The sequence below is a fragment of the Serratia sp. NCCP-200 genome, assembly GCF_059697885.1.
The window spans coordinates 96,908-110,695 of sequence record NZ_BAAKUJ010000006.1; the positions used below are offsets into that span (position 1 = coordinate 96,908).

A 13,788-nucleotide genomic window follows, 5' to 3' on the forward strand; every position below is an offset into this window, starting at 1 on the left:
GTCCGTCAGGACAGTTTGTTTTAATCACAAAAGGATACATCCATGAATAAATCATCACTCAGCGCATTGGTGTTGGTCTGTGGCCTGGTTCCGGTCATGGCACAGGCTTTCGGAAATAAGGACACCTGGTCCAGTGGTTGGGGCCAAGGTGTATCAGAGTTTGTCATCAAGGGGAAAGGTCAGTCGCAGTTATATCTGTCCTGTGAGGATTATGGCTCACAGCCGGCCACGGTCATATTTACGGACGCTAACGGGCATGAAGTCAGTATGGATGAGGATAAAAACCTTCAGATCAGAATTGACGGTGGAGAGCCCATTGATATCAGTGAGTCTGACAGTCGTGTCGGCAGCAATAACCTGGTGCTGGCCTGGACACAGTTGCGTAATGGCAAACAGGTCTCGGTATCCGGTGAGGGGGTCAAGCCTGCCACTTTTACGCTAGCCGGGGCGTCGAAGGTGCTGCCAGAGTTTGGCTCACAGGGTTGCGTAGCAAAGGCCTCACTCTGATTTGTACCTGTCTTTACCGTCTGTTGCTGGTAACGAATGATGATATTCGTGTTCCGGCGATACGTTACTTTTAAAAGGAATACGCTGTGAAAATCAAACAATGGTTGATACCCGCACTGTTTTTACTGTCTGCTCCGGCGTTGGCCGAGCCAACTTCCCCAATAAAAGTGGAGACCAGTGATTATGTTCATCCTGCCGGAACACGCTACGCCACCGTAGTGGTCACCTCGCTGGATGACAGTGTGAAAGTTGAAAATATTGACGTTAACCGGGGTAACTGCCGTATCGACAACAAAAAGTTTATGTCCTCCGTTAACAAGGAAACCATTCTGCCGATCACTCTGCGCTACGGGCAGTCCGTCAAAGTGAATTTTTATAATGAGTGCGTGGCTTCGGAAGTGGTAGTCACCACCGACAAAGGGGCGTGGCGCTACACCTATAACTGAGTAATGTCTCTGTTTCATCTCCCTCCATAAAAGACGTCACATCACCAACGGGCTGCCGTCAGGCAGTCCGGAGCAAACCCTATGATTTTTCTGAAAATACTGGTAACTGCTCTGGGTCAGGTTCTGACTTGGTACGGTGGACAGCAGGCCCGGCAGTTTATTGAAATCCGCTTTCGTGAGGAAGGTCACGATGACGACAAAATAGATGCAGCCAGAGAAGCAGTCACGCTGCTGGTAACTGCGCTGATAACGGCCCTGATGGCGCAGATATTACGGATCCTGGACAACTTCTGAGCCGCCGTCTGCTGCAACGACCACTGAACCTACACATCGCCCCTGTCTCCTCACGGAGCAGGGGCTTTTGCTTTTATGCTTTTTAATCAAGGAAATCATCATGAGATTAGCCAGCCGTTTTGGTCGGGTAAATTCTATTCGCCGCGACCGCCCGTTAACCGTTGATGAGTTAGCCCAGTACGTGCCCAGCGTATTGGGTGACGACAAGCATCAATCCCGAAGCCAGCGATATACCTTTATTCCCACGATTACCCTGCTGGATAGATTGCGTGAAGAGGGTTTTGAGCCGTTCTTCGCCTGTCAGACCCGCGTTCGCGATCCGGGCAAACGTGAACATACCAAGCACATGCTGCGATTGCGCCGCTCGGGACAAATCCTTCAGAAGGAGGTGCAGGAGATCGTCCTGCTCAACAGCCACGATGGTTCCAGCAGCTACCAGATGATCCCAGGCTGGTTCCGCCAAATTTGCAGTAATGGCCTGGTTTGCGGCCAGAGTTTTGGCGAAATTCGCGTGCCACACAAAGGCGATATCGCGGGACAGGTGATTGAAGGGGCCTACGAAATACTGGGGGTATTTGACCGGATAGAAGAACAGCGTGAGGGGATGCAGGTATTAACGTTATTACCGGAGCACCAGCACGCATTGGCGCATGCTGCACTGACCTACCGTTACGGCGAAGAACACCATCCAGTGACCGAAAGCCAAATCCTGATGCCCCGCCGTTGGGAAGACAAGAAAGACGATTTGTGGACGACGTTCCAACGGCTGCAGGAGAATCTCACCAAAGGGGGATTGAATGGCCGTAGCGCTCAGGGTAAGCAGGCCAGAACCCGTGCGATAAATGGGATTGATAGCGATATCAAGCTTAACCGGGCGCTGTGGGTGATGGCGGAACAACTTAAGCAGACGGTAGCCTGATTATATCTCCCTTCATACATGGACTCACTTTTCTGCCTCCCTCTCATCCACAGGCTCCCCGGTTTTCCGGTGGAGCCTGTTTTGTTGTTTATCTCATTCAGAAGGATATTTTCCATGAATACACATTCTACCTCGCCTACGGAAACCCCTTCGGCAAACGCACTGACCGCCACCGTAGTGTCAGGCCACCAGCGCACGCGTTTCTGGTTGCAGCACTTTGGCAGCATACCTCAATGGCTCATGCTGGAACCCCGCATCTTTGGTTGGATGGATCGCCTGTGTACTGATTACCACGGTGGATCCTGGAGTTTTTATTCGCTGAGCAACGGCGGTGCCTTTATGGCTCCAGTAAGTGATGTGCAGTGGTCACTGTTTAACGGCATGAATGGTAATGGTGCTGAGATGCATGCTGAGGCGGCGGGGATCACTGCCTGCCTGATGGCCTACAGTCACCAAGCTTGTCGTACCGAGAGCGAAGCCATGACTGAACACTTCTACCACCTCAGAGAATACGCGCTGCACCATCCCGAAAGTCGCGCCATTTTCTCCCTGATTGACTGAGCAACAAGGTACTCTCACCATGAAGATAACGTTATCCCCCACAGTGGCTGAAATGTCACCCGGCGAACAACGCACTATCCGACGCGCCCTGAACCTACTCGCAAAACAGTTGCGGGAACCGGGTGTTGCATTTACCTCCACCGCCGTGACCCGCGACTGGTTGCGCCTGCATCTGACTGGGCTGGAGCGCGAAGTCTTCGTCGTGCTGTGGCTCGATAATCAAAACCGCCTGCTGGCTCAGGAGACGCTATTTACCGGCACTATCAACAGTACCTCCGTTTACCCTCGTGAGTTGGTGAAGTCGGCTATGAAGCACAATGCAGCAAGTGCCGTACTGGCGCACAATCATCCCTCCCAGTTGGCCGAACCCAGTCAGGCCGATCGACAGATCACTGACAGGATAAAAACAGCGCTGGAATTGGTGGACGTGAGAGTACTGGATCACCTGATTGTGGGCGGTATGGATATCGTGTCATTTGCCGAACGAGGCTGGCTACCCGGCTGAGAGCGACTATCTTCCCCAATTTCCCCTATCTCACATTTCTGAGATCTCATTTTCAAGGAGCACGCCCATGGGCTGGCTATTCTCACACAGATCTCGCCGTGAACTGATCGCGGCACTGATCCAAACCGACGACACTGAACACTATCAACACGTTACGCTGGCACATGCGCTACGAGGCAACGTCCTGTGGTCTGTTGTCCAGAGCACGCCGAAAGATCCCGCCAAAACCGGCCATACCGTCATCCATTGCACCCTAATGCAAAACTCAGGCGGCTGTTGGGGCTATAAGGCGATGGATGAATCGCTAGAGCCTTGTTACTACAGTTGTCCAAAGAAATACTTGACTATGGCCCCAGAAATCAGCCCGGAATGGCGTGAGAAGGTATTGGCGCATCACCAACGCCGTTATCCACAAATGGGTGCAATAAAGGAGGGAAACTACAGATGATCGCAACAACCCCTCTTTTGCGTTTCGGCCTGCAATGCAGTTCGGCCCATATTAGTAAGGACGACAATATGCTGCTGTATCGGATCTCACACTGTCAGGATGAGTTCAGCGATGATGAATGGATCCATTTTTCGGGGACTGGGTATTTGATACGCCTGGATGCTTGGAGTCACCCTTTGTTGCACCTCAAACGACTGGGGCTCTCCAAGACCTGCCGCCGTTTGGTCATCACGTTGATGAAACGCCATCAACTGACCTACCTGCATATTGATGCTCTGGGTGATGTGTTGCCCGACTTTGCCACCTTCGGCTGGTAATAACGCTCCACTTATAGCCGCTCTCGTATTGCCCCGTAATTTCCCAAGGAAAATGCCCAATGAACACAAGCACAACGCCCGTGCCTGGCGTATTTCACTTTCTCCAGCACCACACCGTTCTTCCGCAAGATTGGCACACCCTTAGCCAAGCTATTACTATTGCCTACCTAAAGATGCGTGAACGTCCCGACAGTCTTGGCTTAGCCAGTGCTCCGATTATTTGTGAGCATACCGGTAACCGTCCGCTACGTTATGACGACAGTGCGATTGGGCTGGGTGTGATCAGCTTCAACGGCGAGCGTACTGCCCATCTGGCGGGTGATCCTTTCTTACTGTACCGACGTCAAATACCCCATGCCCCCATCCGATGCGATACACGGGGTTATCCCTATCAATGGCTGGTGATGGCCGTATTGCTATTGGCGAATACCCACAGTCCGAATACCTGGACAATCGAATCCGACGTGCCATTGAAGCAGTGGTGCCCCGTCACCCATTGGCTGGCTCACCACTGCAAGCTACCGGTCTCACCTCTTTATTAAGGTAAATCGTTTAATGAAGGCCATCGACAAAATTCCCCGTACTACACCTAACGCCAATCAGGCGTTAGCCGAATACGAACAACTGCTTACCTGGTTGCTGAACCACTGTTATGGATTAGAACTCAACGATACGCCGTATCACGATCCACAAGCCATCGCTCAACAGATTGAGTACGGAATGACAGTGCGGGAAACCATCAACGAACTGGTGGAGAAATTCGATCTGGTACGCATTGACCGCCCCGGTTTCAGCTTGCTGGCACAAGATCCGACGCTGAGTGGTGGGGATATGCTACGCGCCCGCAGTGCGCTAGGGCTGAGAAACCCAATAAATCGCCGCCTCGCTTGATATTCCGGCTCAACTCAATGATCTACCGACACGCCAGCCTTAACGCTGGCGTTGTGCTATTTAAGGAAAACGCACAATGAAAAATCTCGAACCTGATACCCTACCCACGGCTCCGGTCTGGGGTCTGCACTGTGCTATTACGCCACGTCTGGGAGCTCGATTAGTCCAACAGGGCCACTGCCTGCATTTTCTGGCTGACCGCGCCGGTGTGATCGGCACGTTCACACCTGAAGCCCTCAAGGCTCTCGATGTGGCTTTTCCGGTGTTGATTGAAAAGTTGTTGGAGACCCAGTTACGCTCCGGTGAACTCGACCCACGCCGCCAGCATTGCGTCACTCCAACTCCTCCAAGCGGCCGGGCTTGATGTTTACAATTAAACAGGAGCGAAGAAAGGCATAACAATGTCACTCGCATTACACAATTTCCTTGCTGGCCCTCCCATCATCCACGATGATAGCTATCAGTGAGTTAACGTTAAATGAGAGGACATCGGGAATGTTCGAGGTTGAATTTCGGGAATGGCTGGAGATCAGAGGAGCCAAAACACAAGCAGGCCTCAACTCTCGTATTTATGCGGTCAAAACTATCGAAAAAAATCTCGCCGCGCTTGGTTCTCCTCATGCAGATCTGGATGCAGCCTACAAGGCGGATGGATTTGCGCAATTGCGACAACGGATCAAACAGATTCGCAGCGATGCTAAAGACAACGGCGACGACTATCGACTGCTGATGCCCGACTCAGAACAGCCGCTTAACCGATTGTCCAACTGGAACAGCTGGCTCGGACAATATGGACGCTTCCTTGGCGACGATAACTCTCAGGCCGACGATATCCGGGATTATGTCCTTGAAAACTACATCACCCCGGCCCGCGAACGCGGTGATGCGAGTGTGACCCTGGTAGTAGGCCCTCTGAATAATGAAATGGGTCTCAAAATGGCATGGCCGAACATCTGTCAGGCCCTTGATGGGCAAAAATTTCAGGAGTTGGCTGATGTTCCCCCTCCAGTGACGGAAGGGCCTAAAATGAGCACAACCCGGAAATACACATTCCTACTTACGGAAGGAGACAATCTGGTGGCCCAGACTAAACCAACTCCGACTAACCTTATTTTTTACGGCCCTCCCGGTACCGGTAAAACCTATCACACGGCGAGGGAAGCCGTAGCGCTCTGCGATGGTGAAGCTGCCTATCCGGAATCAAAGGATGGGCGCGCAGCCCTGATGGCGCGTTATAACGAACTGATGGCAGAAAAGAGGATCTCTTTCGTCACCTTCCACCAGAGCTATGACTACGAAACCTTCGTTGAGGGCCTTCGTCCAGAAATCGGTGAAGATGAGTCTTCGTCGGCAGGATTCAGACTCGCGCCCACACCGGGGCTATTCAGGGAAATTTGTGCCCTTGCCGATCAGGCCAGAACTCAGCCCCGTGTTCAGACGGACGCCTCGGCACTCCAGCTGTCCCAAAGACGCTTCTGGAAAATGGGGCAAGGGGCTATTGGCACAGAAGACGATGTCTATGAAGATGCGCGGACCAACGGCTATATCGCTCTGGGTTGGGGCGGGAGCATCGACTGGAGCGCGGATACATTTTCATCGTTCAACGCGATTCATGATGAATGGATCAAGCAAAATCCGGGGAACCAGACGCCCAGTAACTGGACGCAAACCTATCCCTTCCGTTGCGAAATGAAACCTGGCGATATCGTGATTGTCCCTTACGGAAATACCGCGTTTCGTGCTATCGCTGAAATCACGGGCGATTACTATTTTGTATCTGAAGCCGAAGGTTACTATGCCCACCGCCGCCCTGTGCGCTGGCTACTGACTCTCGACGACCCACTCCCGCTCGATACCATTATTGATGGTAACTTCACGATGCGGACGCTCTATTCGCTCCCTACCAGTCGTGTGAATCTCCCGGCACTGGGCAGGCTGCTCTCGAATACAGAAAATCAGGCTAACGATTCCGATGTTGAAGGACAGCCAGAGCAGTTCGTCCTCATTATTGATGAGATTAACCGGGCGAATATCTCGAAAGTGTTCGGCGAGCTGATTACGTTAATCGAGCCGGACAAACGCCTAGGCATGCCTGATGCGCTCACCGTGACGCTGCCGTATTCGAAAAAGAAAGACTTTGGCATTCCCGCCAACCTTCATATCATCGGCACAATGAATACTGCCGATCGCTCTATCGCCTTGCTCGATACGGCATTACGGCGACGATTCAACTTCCGGGAAATGGCTCCCGACGCAAGTCTGCTAAGTGAAGTAGACGGTATCGATCTCACCGCCGTCCTGACCACCATCAACCAGCGAATCGAATATCTTATCGGCCGGGAGTATCGCATTGGACACGCCTTCTTTATCAATTGTGAAACCAGGGAACAGGTTGAAGATGCAGTGCGCAATAAGGTCATTCCACTGCTACAGGAGTATTTCTTCGAGGACTGGAGCCGAATCGCGGCAGTGCTGGGTGATGGGTTTATGCGGGAAGATAAGATCTTACCGCCGCCAGGAATTGAGGGAGAGCCGTTATCAAGCTGGTCGGTACGTGCACCGTTCAGAAATGACGCCTTTGGCCCACTGGTAGGTAAAGCCAGAGCGCTTAACGCTAACGCTCACAAGATGGCCGGTGAATCGGAAGAATGACGCACCTCACGGTTCACGAATGGGGTGGGGTCTGTGTGGGCACGGAAAGCAGTACAAATGCCCCTAATGCTTTTACCCGCACTCAGGCTAACGCGCTGCTTGCGGCGGCGCGTACGCATCCGCTGGCAAATCGGCACGGTACCAATATCTTAATCGATCGCCATAACAAAATAATTGCCGGGCAAATGGTTGGGGTCATTGCCGCTCCAGGGTGTAGCCTTGAGATCCTGCCCAAGATCGACAACGAGACGATAGAATCGGACGCCACAATCCGATACCGCCTGATACGCATGCTCGGTGTCGCCCTCGAGCTTAAACTCGGCAATGGACAGGCCGCAACAATGGCACGACAAGCTGAAAGCTTGCTTGACATACTTATCCGCCTGTTCGCCGAGCGACTCTTAGCCGAAGTACAGCGGGGGCTGCCGCGCGCCTATCTGGCGCAGGAAAACGATTTACCCGCATTGCGCGGAAGGCTCAATATCAAGCGGCAATTCACTACGCTTGCCGTACGCCCTGACCGCCTCGCCTGTCGTTACGACGTACTGTCAGCCGATACCGCCCTGCTTCGTATTATGAAGGCGTGTGTAGTCCTGCTTCGCCACTATGCCCGAGCGGCGGATACGCTCCGTCGTCTGAATGAGCTGCGCAGCCTGCTGGTAGAGGTTAGCGACGTCCCCTTAAGTCACCTTCCGTGGTCACAGGTGCGGATCGACCGAACCAATCACCGCTGGGAAACGCTCTACAATCTGGCGCGCCTCCTCCTGAAACGCAATTGGCAGGCAACACATCACGAGAGCCTGGCACAGCATGGGATCACACTGCTTTTCCCAATGAACGATTTGTTCGAGGCTTATATTGCGGCACTAGCGAGGCGTGCTGTACGCGGTACGGAATGGACGGTCCGTGCTCAGGCTGGCGGATTGTATTGTCTGAGTGAGGACGGAAAAGAGGGCAAACCGCGCTTCCAGACCCGGCCGGATCTACGTATCGAGCGGGACCGCCAGACTGTGATGATCATAGACACTAAATGGAAGCGTATTGGGCTTCATCCCGAAGATACCAGGAGCGGCGTATTGCAGGCCGATGTTTACCAGATGATGGCCTATGCTCGACTTTATCACTGCCCGCAAGTCATGCTCCTCTATCCTCATCATGCAGGTCTGGGAGACCAGATACTGAACACAGGCTATAGGATTTTAGCGGGCGAAGAACGATTACAGGTGGCGAGTGTCGATCTGATTCCCGATGAAGCCGCTATTGTCGAGCAGTTAATTCACCTTATCGCCTTCAACACGCAGAGGGGAGAAGGAATAGCATTGGCGCACCTTGGGACCTAGCTCCCTCAATAAATCTCACCCACAATTCAGGCTCATGCTTACCTACCGGACATAAAAAATGCTGCTGAAAATGTAAAACTCATCTGCGGCATTGATTTTATTCATTCGGATCTACTATCGGGATGAAATTATACCACTCTATTATCAGCACAAGGCTATTTCTACGAAAGATCAATTAATTGCGCATCATCTACGCCTTAATGCCATGAAGCGCAAATCCCGGCTCCAGCATCCTGTTGTTCAGTTTCCTGCTCATACGTATTGGCGATTAGATGGTGGCAGCATGCAACAGCATCATCAGCGGCTGAAAGGCTGAGGATTAATTCATCCAGCTTTGCTTGCCGAGCGCATTCTGTATCTTGGATGCGGTAACCATATATCCGGTGGATTATCATCAGTGACGAGCGGGAACATAAGAAGATTTGCACTACTCTGGTCTGACATGCGTAACCGATGATGAAATGTGCATTGCTGGTTTACTTCAGTGGAGAGCCGACACCAACAAGTAACCTTCATCTCTCCCGCTCCCCACAAGCAAAATCATTTGGGGGCACAATAGGGGGCACCAACCAAAATCCAACACGATAAAACTAAGTAAATTCAATAGTACTAGCTATCAAATGCGACTCCTGTGATCGCCGAAAAAGCACACTAGGAAAAGATAACAACAGTGACAATGAGCGCATCAGACGCCGCTGTATACCGGGATGGGGCGGAGGGTAGCTGTGAGACTGTCCCATGCCTGAACCTCTGAGGTCGCAATACGCATCCCCTTTTTTCTGAGTATCGCCACGTCGGCTGCGATCCGCTGCATACCGAACCAAAACAGACCATCCAGCGCCGTTACCGCGAGTCCGTTCTCAAGTGCCTTTTTAAGCCGCTCGCGCGGCATTTTTATTTCCCTGGTAATCTCCCGGTAAGGCTCTGCGGTTTCGCCTGACGATACTTCCCGGCGAATGCGGGTTGACAGACGGTATTGAAATTCATCCGGTACCTTACTCAAATTAGACTTCACGCTGTAAACACAGCCAAAACGCTTGCCGTTGAACACGGCGCTTTTCTGACTGAGTTGCAGTTCATCACGCAGCTCGGCAATCAGTTGTGGGGCACGCACCAACAGCAAACGAAAAGGTAGTTCAAAGCTGGTGACATAATCCACATTCAGCAATGCGATGCGTAGACGCTCAGTACTTCCAGCCCGCACCTGACGGCACTCTTTAAGGACTTCAGCCCATTGCTGCGCAATGCGCGGTGTATCATTAACTTCCGTGAAGCTATATTTTTCAATCTGATAATCAATACGTTCGACCATGCTGGTTTCCCTTCGCCTACCCGTCGGTCACTTTATCAACGGTCTACGATAACCGGAAGCCATTTTGTTGTTGGTATTGAGGTTGTGCACAAGCGCCTGACACATTTCCGGGTTCCAGCCGAAAGTAACAGGAAACAAATCGGTGTGTTCGGATACAGTATCAGGTCTAGCCGCAAATCGTTGCGGTGGAACGCGCCTTCCGGGGCGACCTTTTTGATGAAGCGCCGGAATCGGATGTCATGTTGCTAGGTCTCCCGTGAAACCGTCCTGGTGGACCACGGTGACGGTTTCGGGTTGCTTATCTCACAGAAAACGCTACTCAAGGTTCGGCAGGTTGCTCCAGTGGCGCACCGTACGGGCCTGTTTGCCTTCCTCCTGCCATTCCAAGTAAAACTCAACCCCACCGGCCAACTCCCGCAGGCTGCAACCATGGTCGTCGCGATACTGGAATAGTCACTAAAATACCTCCCCCCATAAGAGAAACTCTTCAATGGAGGAAATCAAATTATTTTATTAAAAGACCAGAAAATTCTTGTAGGAACCTCTAATTAAAACGTCTATATACTCATTAGGTACCGTACAAATTACTCCAGTTAATCCTTTTTCTTTACTTCCTACGCAGACTAAATAATCTTCGGTATCTTGTATATCATTGATAAAATCACCTAAATAATTACTTGCTATAGGTTGCCATTTTCCGCATAGATGGAGATTATCTGGTTGTGGGTCAAGTATCTTACCGACGGGGTCTTTGTTCCAAAAAACTGTAAGTTCACATATTCTGTTGTTCTCATTCTATGGATTATCTCAAATCCTGATTTGCTCTTACCTTTAGCTATAATACATAACCACTCCATGTGAGTTAGTCATCTTCAAACGGAAGGATATCACACCTCCTACCAATTTCGATTCACCATAGCCATTATCTCGTCTATTTCTTCTTGTGATTTAACCCTTATCTTTAACCCCATAATACTGATCAAGAACATAGATTCCTCTTGGAAGAGAAAATGCACCATATAAGAGTTTTCTCTATAAACGCATATGAGTATGTTCTTATCATTTATTCTCTCAAGATGATCTATCGTTTCAGAAAACCCAAACTTTTCAGCGCCACCCTTAGTTGTATACATGTCATGTATTTTTAGATTAAAAATATGCCTTTCTCTTTCGTAATGCATCATTTTGAAGTTAAACTCATTGCCGAAAATAATGCTTTCAACCTTATCCACTATATCTTTATTACTATAGTCACTAACTTTATTCATAATTAATTTTGATGTAATCATGGTTTCTCCTCCGCCCTCCTACAAGTGCATTTTAGTAAAAGCTCGTACTCCATATATCGATCTATAAGTCCGATAGTGATGTTCATATCTAAAAGTGTTGGTAATGTGTGGCTATATATTGACCCGAACGGATTGTCTACAAATTGATTTATCTCAAAAAATAAACCCAAAATGTAACCTAGTTTTATCAAGAGCTGTCGATATTAGTGGGCTACTCATGTTAAGGACTTTTTCTATCACCTTCATTTTTTTTGAGAAAGTAATAAAGAGCAAGCCGAAGATCGCTATCAATTTACTCTAATAATGAAGGCTGTTATAAAACTCCGTGGTATCTTCTACGGTATTTATATCTTTGTAAGCACCTAGGCATCGGATGCTAATTTGGCTATCAGGCACATCGCCTACATTACCAATTAATCCTTGGCTATCATCTCCTACACAGACATATGCATTTTCATCATCCCGCTCAATTGCTTCAATAAAGCTATCGAGAATGTTGCTTTGTATTGGCTTCCACTCACCATATAAATCAAACTTGTCCCTTCTTCCATTTAGGAGAAATCCAATAATCTGTTTTTCCAATAGATTTATCTTTACGTATGGTTACTCCGATTTTTTTCTTCACGTAAATTATCTCGAGCCCTGATTTATTTACGGATTTTTTGGTAATCAAGAGTGTGAAGTATGCCTATGTTTAATAGACTTAAAGAAAATTTATTAATAAATGCCGGGAATAGAAAAAAACATCCCCGGCATTTTAATAATCGAATTCAATCAAAAGTTATTCAGATATCATTATCTATAAAAAATGGAGGATATTTACTCCCTGTATTCATTACGACACTAGGTTTACGATTCCGTAAACTAGTAATTAGGTTAAATACCACCTCATCCTCACTGTTACTTTTTATGGTATTTATTTTTATCCAGACTGGACATAATGGAAACATCCCTTCGAAAAATGAAATGACTTCACTTAGAGATAACTCTCGTCCTTTTAAATTCTTATCATTCATTACCCATAACCGTATGTAATCATCAGTTGAGTTATAACTTTTTCCATTTTCTTTCTTAGGGGTGATTATAAACTTACCAACACTCTCATCATCAATGGGAAAGTCCGGGTGAAGCTCACGGATTGCTAGTAAGAGATTTTTTCTGAATGTGGTTTTATTCATTTCTCAATACCTTCTTTATTTCCAGAATAGGTTGTAAAGCTAATCCATCAGACGTGACGGGAATCCTGTAACCATTCAATGTTGCACCACTGATATCCAAACCAGAGGTTTTTAATGCTTCTGGAAAATTTAATGATTCATCCAATGTTGGTCTATAATGCCCTGAGAGATTATCAATACGTCGTATTTGCCCTAACCCATTTAATCTTAGTTGTCCTGCTGCCAGTACATCTTCAGCATTCCCCAGGAAATGATGTTTTTCACCAATGACCAGTCGGCCATCCTGAGTAACTACGAAATCCATTTCTCTTTTACCATCAATTCCTTTTATTTTCCCGTTCTCAATGGTATGCGGTAATATAACACCATCCTTAGGCAACGTCTCATCAGGAAACTTATTCTTAATAGTGAATAAACCCAGTGGGTCTATATAGCTAACTGGATTGCATTCAGCATATTGATAATTGTTTAATCCGGCTTTTAGCCCTGTCGGATCTTGAGTCAGATACCGCCCAATCCCCGGATCATAATACCGGTTCAGGTTGTAATACAGCCCGCTTTCCGCATCTTCGTACTGCCCCTGAAAACGCAGTGGGTTGTTCACCTTCGGTTGCGGGTGTTCATCCCGAGCATCTGGCGGCGTCCATTCCTCCGTCAGTTGCCCATAGGCGCTGTACTGCCCCCGCCATACGGTATTGCCCTGGCTGTCCGTCAGGCTATGCGGTGTGCCAAGGTGGTCATTCTGATACCAATAGGTCCTGACCTTCGGGCTGTTCACCCGTGTAGAGCCTACTATCGTCGCCATTGGCCTGTGGCTGCCCGGCTCATACAAGAACGTCTGCCAGTGCTGCTGATTGTCCGTTTCCGCAATCAGCTTATTGCCCTGCCACAGGTATTCCGTGGTCCGGCCCTCTACGGTTTTACTGATCCGGCGGTTAAACGCATCATAGGTGTAGGTGGTTACTTGCCCGTGCGGATCGGTCCGCTTTATCAGCCGGTGCCGACAGTCATAGGCAAAGGTGGTCACCAATTTGTGGGCCTTGCCGCGCCGTTCTACCGCCAGGTTACCAAAGCGGTCGGCCTGTCACCAAAAAACGCCAGCCGGTTGCCAGGGGCGCTGTCCCGCTCG

At 49.4% G+C, this 13,788-nt stretch carries 18 protein-coding genes; 13 read left to right on the forward strand and 5 right to left on the reverse strand.

Annotated features, from left to right (window positions below):
• Window positions 1-42: 42 nt before the first annotated feature.
• The 13 genes from AC6HVW_RS19105 to AC6HVW_RS19165 all read left to right on the forward strand — a co-directional run bounded on the left by AC6HVW_RS19105 (window position 43) and on the right by AC6HVW_RS19165 (window position 8,880).
• Entirely contained in the window at window positions 43-507 is a 465-nt protein-coding gene (locus tag AC6HVW_RS19105) for a YfjT/YkfB family phage-associated protein (RefSeq protein ID WP_497569617.1), read from the forward strand.
• Window positions 508-593: 86 nt separating this feature from the next.
• Complete coding sequence (locus AC6HVW_RS19110; protein ID WP_497569618.1) at window positions 594-953, forward strand: hypothetical protein; 360 nt, start codon at window positions 594-596, stop codon at window positions 951-953.
• An 81-nt stretch (window positions 954-1,034) separates the two neighbouring features.
• Entirely contained in the window at window positions 1,035-1,247 is a 213-nt protein-coding gene (locus AC6HVW_RS19115) for a hypothetical protein (protein ID WP_497569619.1), read from the forward strand.
• Between the two features lie 100 nt (window positions 1,248-1,347).
• Entirely contained in the window at window positions 1,348-2,166 is an 819-nt protein-coding gene (locus AC6HVW_RS19120) for a DUF932 domain-containing protein (RefSeq protein ID WP_497569620.1), read from the forward strand.
• Window positions 2,167-2,280: 114 nt separating this feature from the next.
• A complete protein-coding gene (locus tag AC6HVW_RS19125; RefSeq protein WP_497569621.1) occupies window positions 2,281-2,727 on the forward strand; it encodes an antirestriction protein in 447 nt (148 codons plus the stop codon).
• 19 nt (window positions 2,728-2,746) lie between these two features.
• Window positions 2,747-3,232 carry a RadC family protein gene (gene radC / locus AC6HVW_RS19130; protein ID WP_497569622.1) on the forward strand — a complete coding sequence of 162 codons (486 nt, stop codon included), beginning with the start codon at window positions 2,747-2,749 and terminating at the stop codon, window positions 3,230-3,232.
• Between the two features lie 67 nt (window positions 3,233-3,299).
• Complete coding sequence (locus AC6HVW_RS19135; protein WP_497569623.1) at window positions 3,300-3,680, forward strand: hypothetical protein; 381 nt, start codon at window positions 3,300-3,302, stop codon at window positions 3,678-3,680.
• Window positions 3,677-3,997 carry a DUF5983 family protein gene (locus tag AC6HVW_RS19140; RefSeq protein WP_497569624.1) on the forward strand — a complete coding sequence of 107 codons (321 nt, stop codon included), beginning with the start codon at window positions 3,677-3,679 and terminating at the stop codon, window positions 3,995-3,997. Before AC6HVW_RS19135 ends, AC6HVW_RS19140 begins: the two co-directional genes overlap by 4 nt.
• A gap of 59 nt (window positions 3,998-4,056) precedes the next feature.
• Entirely contained in the window at window positions 4,057-4,539 is a 483-nt protein-coding gene (locus AC6HVW_RS19145) for a hypothetical protein (protein ID WP_497569625.1), read from the forward strand.
• 13 nt (window positions 4,540-4,552) lie between these two features.
• A complete protein-coding gene (locus tag AC6HVW_RS19150; RefSeq protein ID WP_497569626.1) occupies window positions 4,553-4,888 on the forward strand; it encodes a TA system toxin CbtA family protein in 336 nt (111 codons plus the stop codon).
• A 76-nt stretch (window positions 4,889-4,964) separates the two neighbouring features.
• Window positions 4,965-5,252: a type IV toxin-antitoxin system YeeU family antitoxin gene (locus AC6HVW_RS19155; RefSeq protein ID WP_497569627.1), complete on the forward strand. Its 288-nt coding sequence runs from the start codon at window positions 4,965-4,967 to the stop codon at window positions 5,250-5,252.
• A gap of 131 nt (window positions 5,253-5,383) precedes the next feature.
• A complete protein-coding gene (locus AC6HVW_RS19160) occupies window positions 5,384-7,540 on the forward strand; it encodes a DUF8426 domain-containing protein (protein WP_497569628.1) in 2,157 nt (718 codons plus the stop codon).
• Window positions 7,537-8,880 carry an McrC family protein gene (locus AC6HVW_RS19165; protein WP_497569629.1) on the forward strand — a complete coding sequence of 448 codons (1,344 nt, stop codon included), beginning with the start codon at window positions 7,537-7,539 and terminating at the stop codon, window positions 8,878-8,880. Before AC6HVW_RS19160 ends, AC6HVW_RS19165 begins: the two co-directional genes overlap by 4 nt.
• A gap of 685 nt (window positions 8,881-9,565) precedes the next feature.
• Here the strand turns inward: AC6HVW_RS19165 and AC6HVW_RS19170 are convergent.
• From AC6HVW_RS19170 to AC6HVW_RS19190, 5 genes are all read right to left on the reverse strand, one after another.
• Complete coding sequence (locus tag AC6HVW_RS19170; RefSeq protein WP_497569630.1) at window positions 9,566-10,192, reverse strand: ECs1377 family protein; 627 nt, start codon at window positions 10,190-10,192, stop codon at window positions 9,566-9,568.
• 896 nt (window positions 10,193-11,088) lie between these two features.
• Window positions 11,089-11,481 (reverse strand): hypothetical protein, encoded by a 393-nt coding sequence (locus tag AC6HVW_RS19175; protein ID WP_497569631.1) that lies wholly within the window; start codon window positions 11,479-11,481, stop codon window positions 11,089-11,091.
• Window positions 11,482-11,778: 297 nt separating this feature from the next.
• Window positions 11,779-12,063: a hypothetical protein gene (locus tag AC6HVW_RS19180; RefSeq protein ID WP_186486330.1), complete on the reverse strand. Its 285-nt coding sequence runs from the start codon at window positions 12,061-12,063 to the stop codon at window positions 11,779-11,781.
• 203 nt (window positions 12,064-12,266) lie between these two features.
• Complete coding sequence (locus AC6HVW_RS19185) at window positions 12,267-12,659, reverse strand: hypothetical protein (RefSeq protein ID WP_039996075.1); 393 nt, start codon at window positions 12,657-12,659, stop codon at window positions 12,267-12,269.
• Complete coding sequence (locus AC6HVW_RS19190; protein ID WP_497569632.1) at window positions 12,652-13,686, reverse strand: RHS repeat domain-containing protein; 1,035 nt, start codon at window positions 13,684-13,686, stop codon at window positions 12,652-12,654. The genes AC6HVW_RS19185 and AC6HVW_RS19190 overlap by 8 nt, the downstream gene beginning before the upstream one ends.
• Window positions 13,687-13,788 lie beyond the last annotated feature (102 nt).

What these genes read in the sequence shown, in the direction of transcription:
- AC6HVW_RS19105 (WP_497569617.1), top strand. Translation starts at nt 43, where the DNA reads ATGAATAAATCATCACTCAGCGCATTGGTGTTGGTCTGTGGCCTGGTT.
- AC6HVW_RS19115 (WP_497569619.1), top strand. Translation starts at nt 1,035, where the DNA reads ATGATTTTTCTGAAAATACTGGTAACTGCTCTGGGTCAGGTTCTGACT.
- AC6HVW_RS19120 (WP_497569620.1), top strand. Translation starts at nt 1,348, where the DNA reads ATGAGATTAGCCAGCCGTTTTGGTCGGGTAAATTCTATTCGCCGCGAC.
- AC6HVW_RS19125 (WP_497569621.1), top strand. Translation starts at nt 2,281, where the DNA reads ATGAATACACATTCTACCTCGCCTACGGAAACCCCTTCGGCAAACGCA.
- radC (WP_497569622.1), top strand. Translation starts at nt 2,747, where the DNA reads ATGAAGATAACGTTATCCCCCACAGTGGCTGAAATGTCACCCGGCGAA.
- AC6HVW_RS19135 (WP_497569623.1), top strand. Translation starts at nt 3,300, where the DNA reads ATGGGCTGGCTATTCTCACACAGATCTCGCCGTGAACTGATCGCGGCA.
- AC6HVW_RS19140 (WP_497569624.1), top strand. Translation starts at nt 3,677, where the DNA reads ATGATCGCAACAACCCCTCTTTTGCGTTTCGGCCTGCAATGCAGTTCG.
- AC6HVW_RS19145 (WP_497569625.1), top strand. Translation starts at nt 4,057, where the DNA reads ATGAACACAAGCACAACGCCCGTGCCTGGCGTATTTCACTTTCTCCAG.
- AC6HVW_RS19150 (WP_497569626.1), top strand. Translation starts at nt 4,553, where the DNA reads ATGAAGGCCATCGACAAAATTCCCCGTACTACACCTAACGCCAATCAG.
- AC6HVW_RS19155 (WP_497569627.1), top strand. Translation starts at nt 4,965, where the DNA reads ATGAAAAATCTCGAACCTGATACCCTACCCACGGCTCCGGTCTGGGGT.
- AC6HVW_RS19160 (WP_497569628.1), top strand. Translation starts at nt 5,384, where the DNA reads ATGTTCGAGGTTGAATTTCGGGAATGGCTGGAGATCAGAGGAGCCAAA.
- AC6HVW_RS19165 (WP_497569629.1), top strand. Translation starts at nt 7,537, where the DNA reads ATGACGCACCTCACGGTTCACGAATGGGGTGGGGTCTGTGTGGGCACG.
- AC6HVW_RS19170 (WP_497569630.1), bottom strand. Translation starts at nt 10,192, where the DNA reads ATGGTCGAACGTATTGATTATCAGATTGAAAAATATAGCTTCACGGAA.
- AC6HVW_RS19175 (WP_497569631.1), bottom strand. Translation starts at nt 11,481, where the DNA reads ATGATTACATCAAAATTAATTATGAATAAAGTTAGTGACTATAGTAAT.
- AC6HVW_RS19185 (WP_039996075.1), bottom strand. Translation starts at nt 12,659, where the DNA reads ATGAATAAAACCACATTCAGAAAAAATCTCTTACTAGCAATCCGTGAG.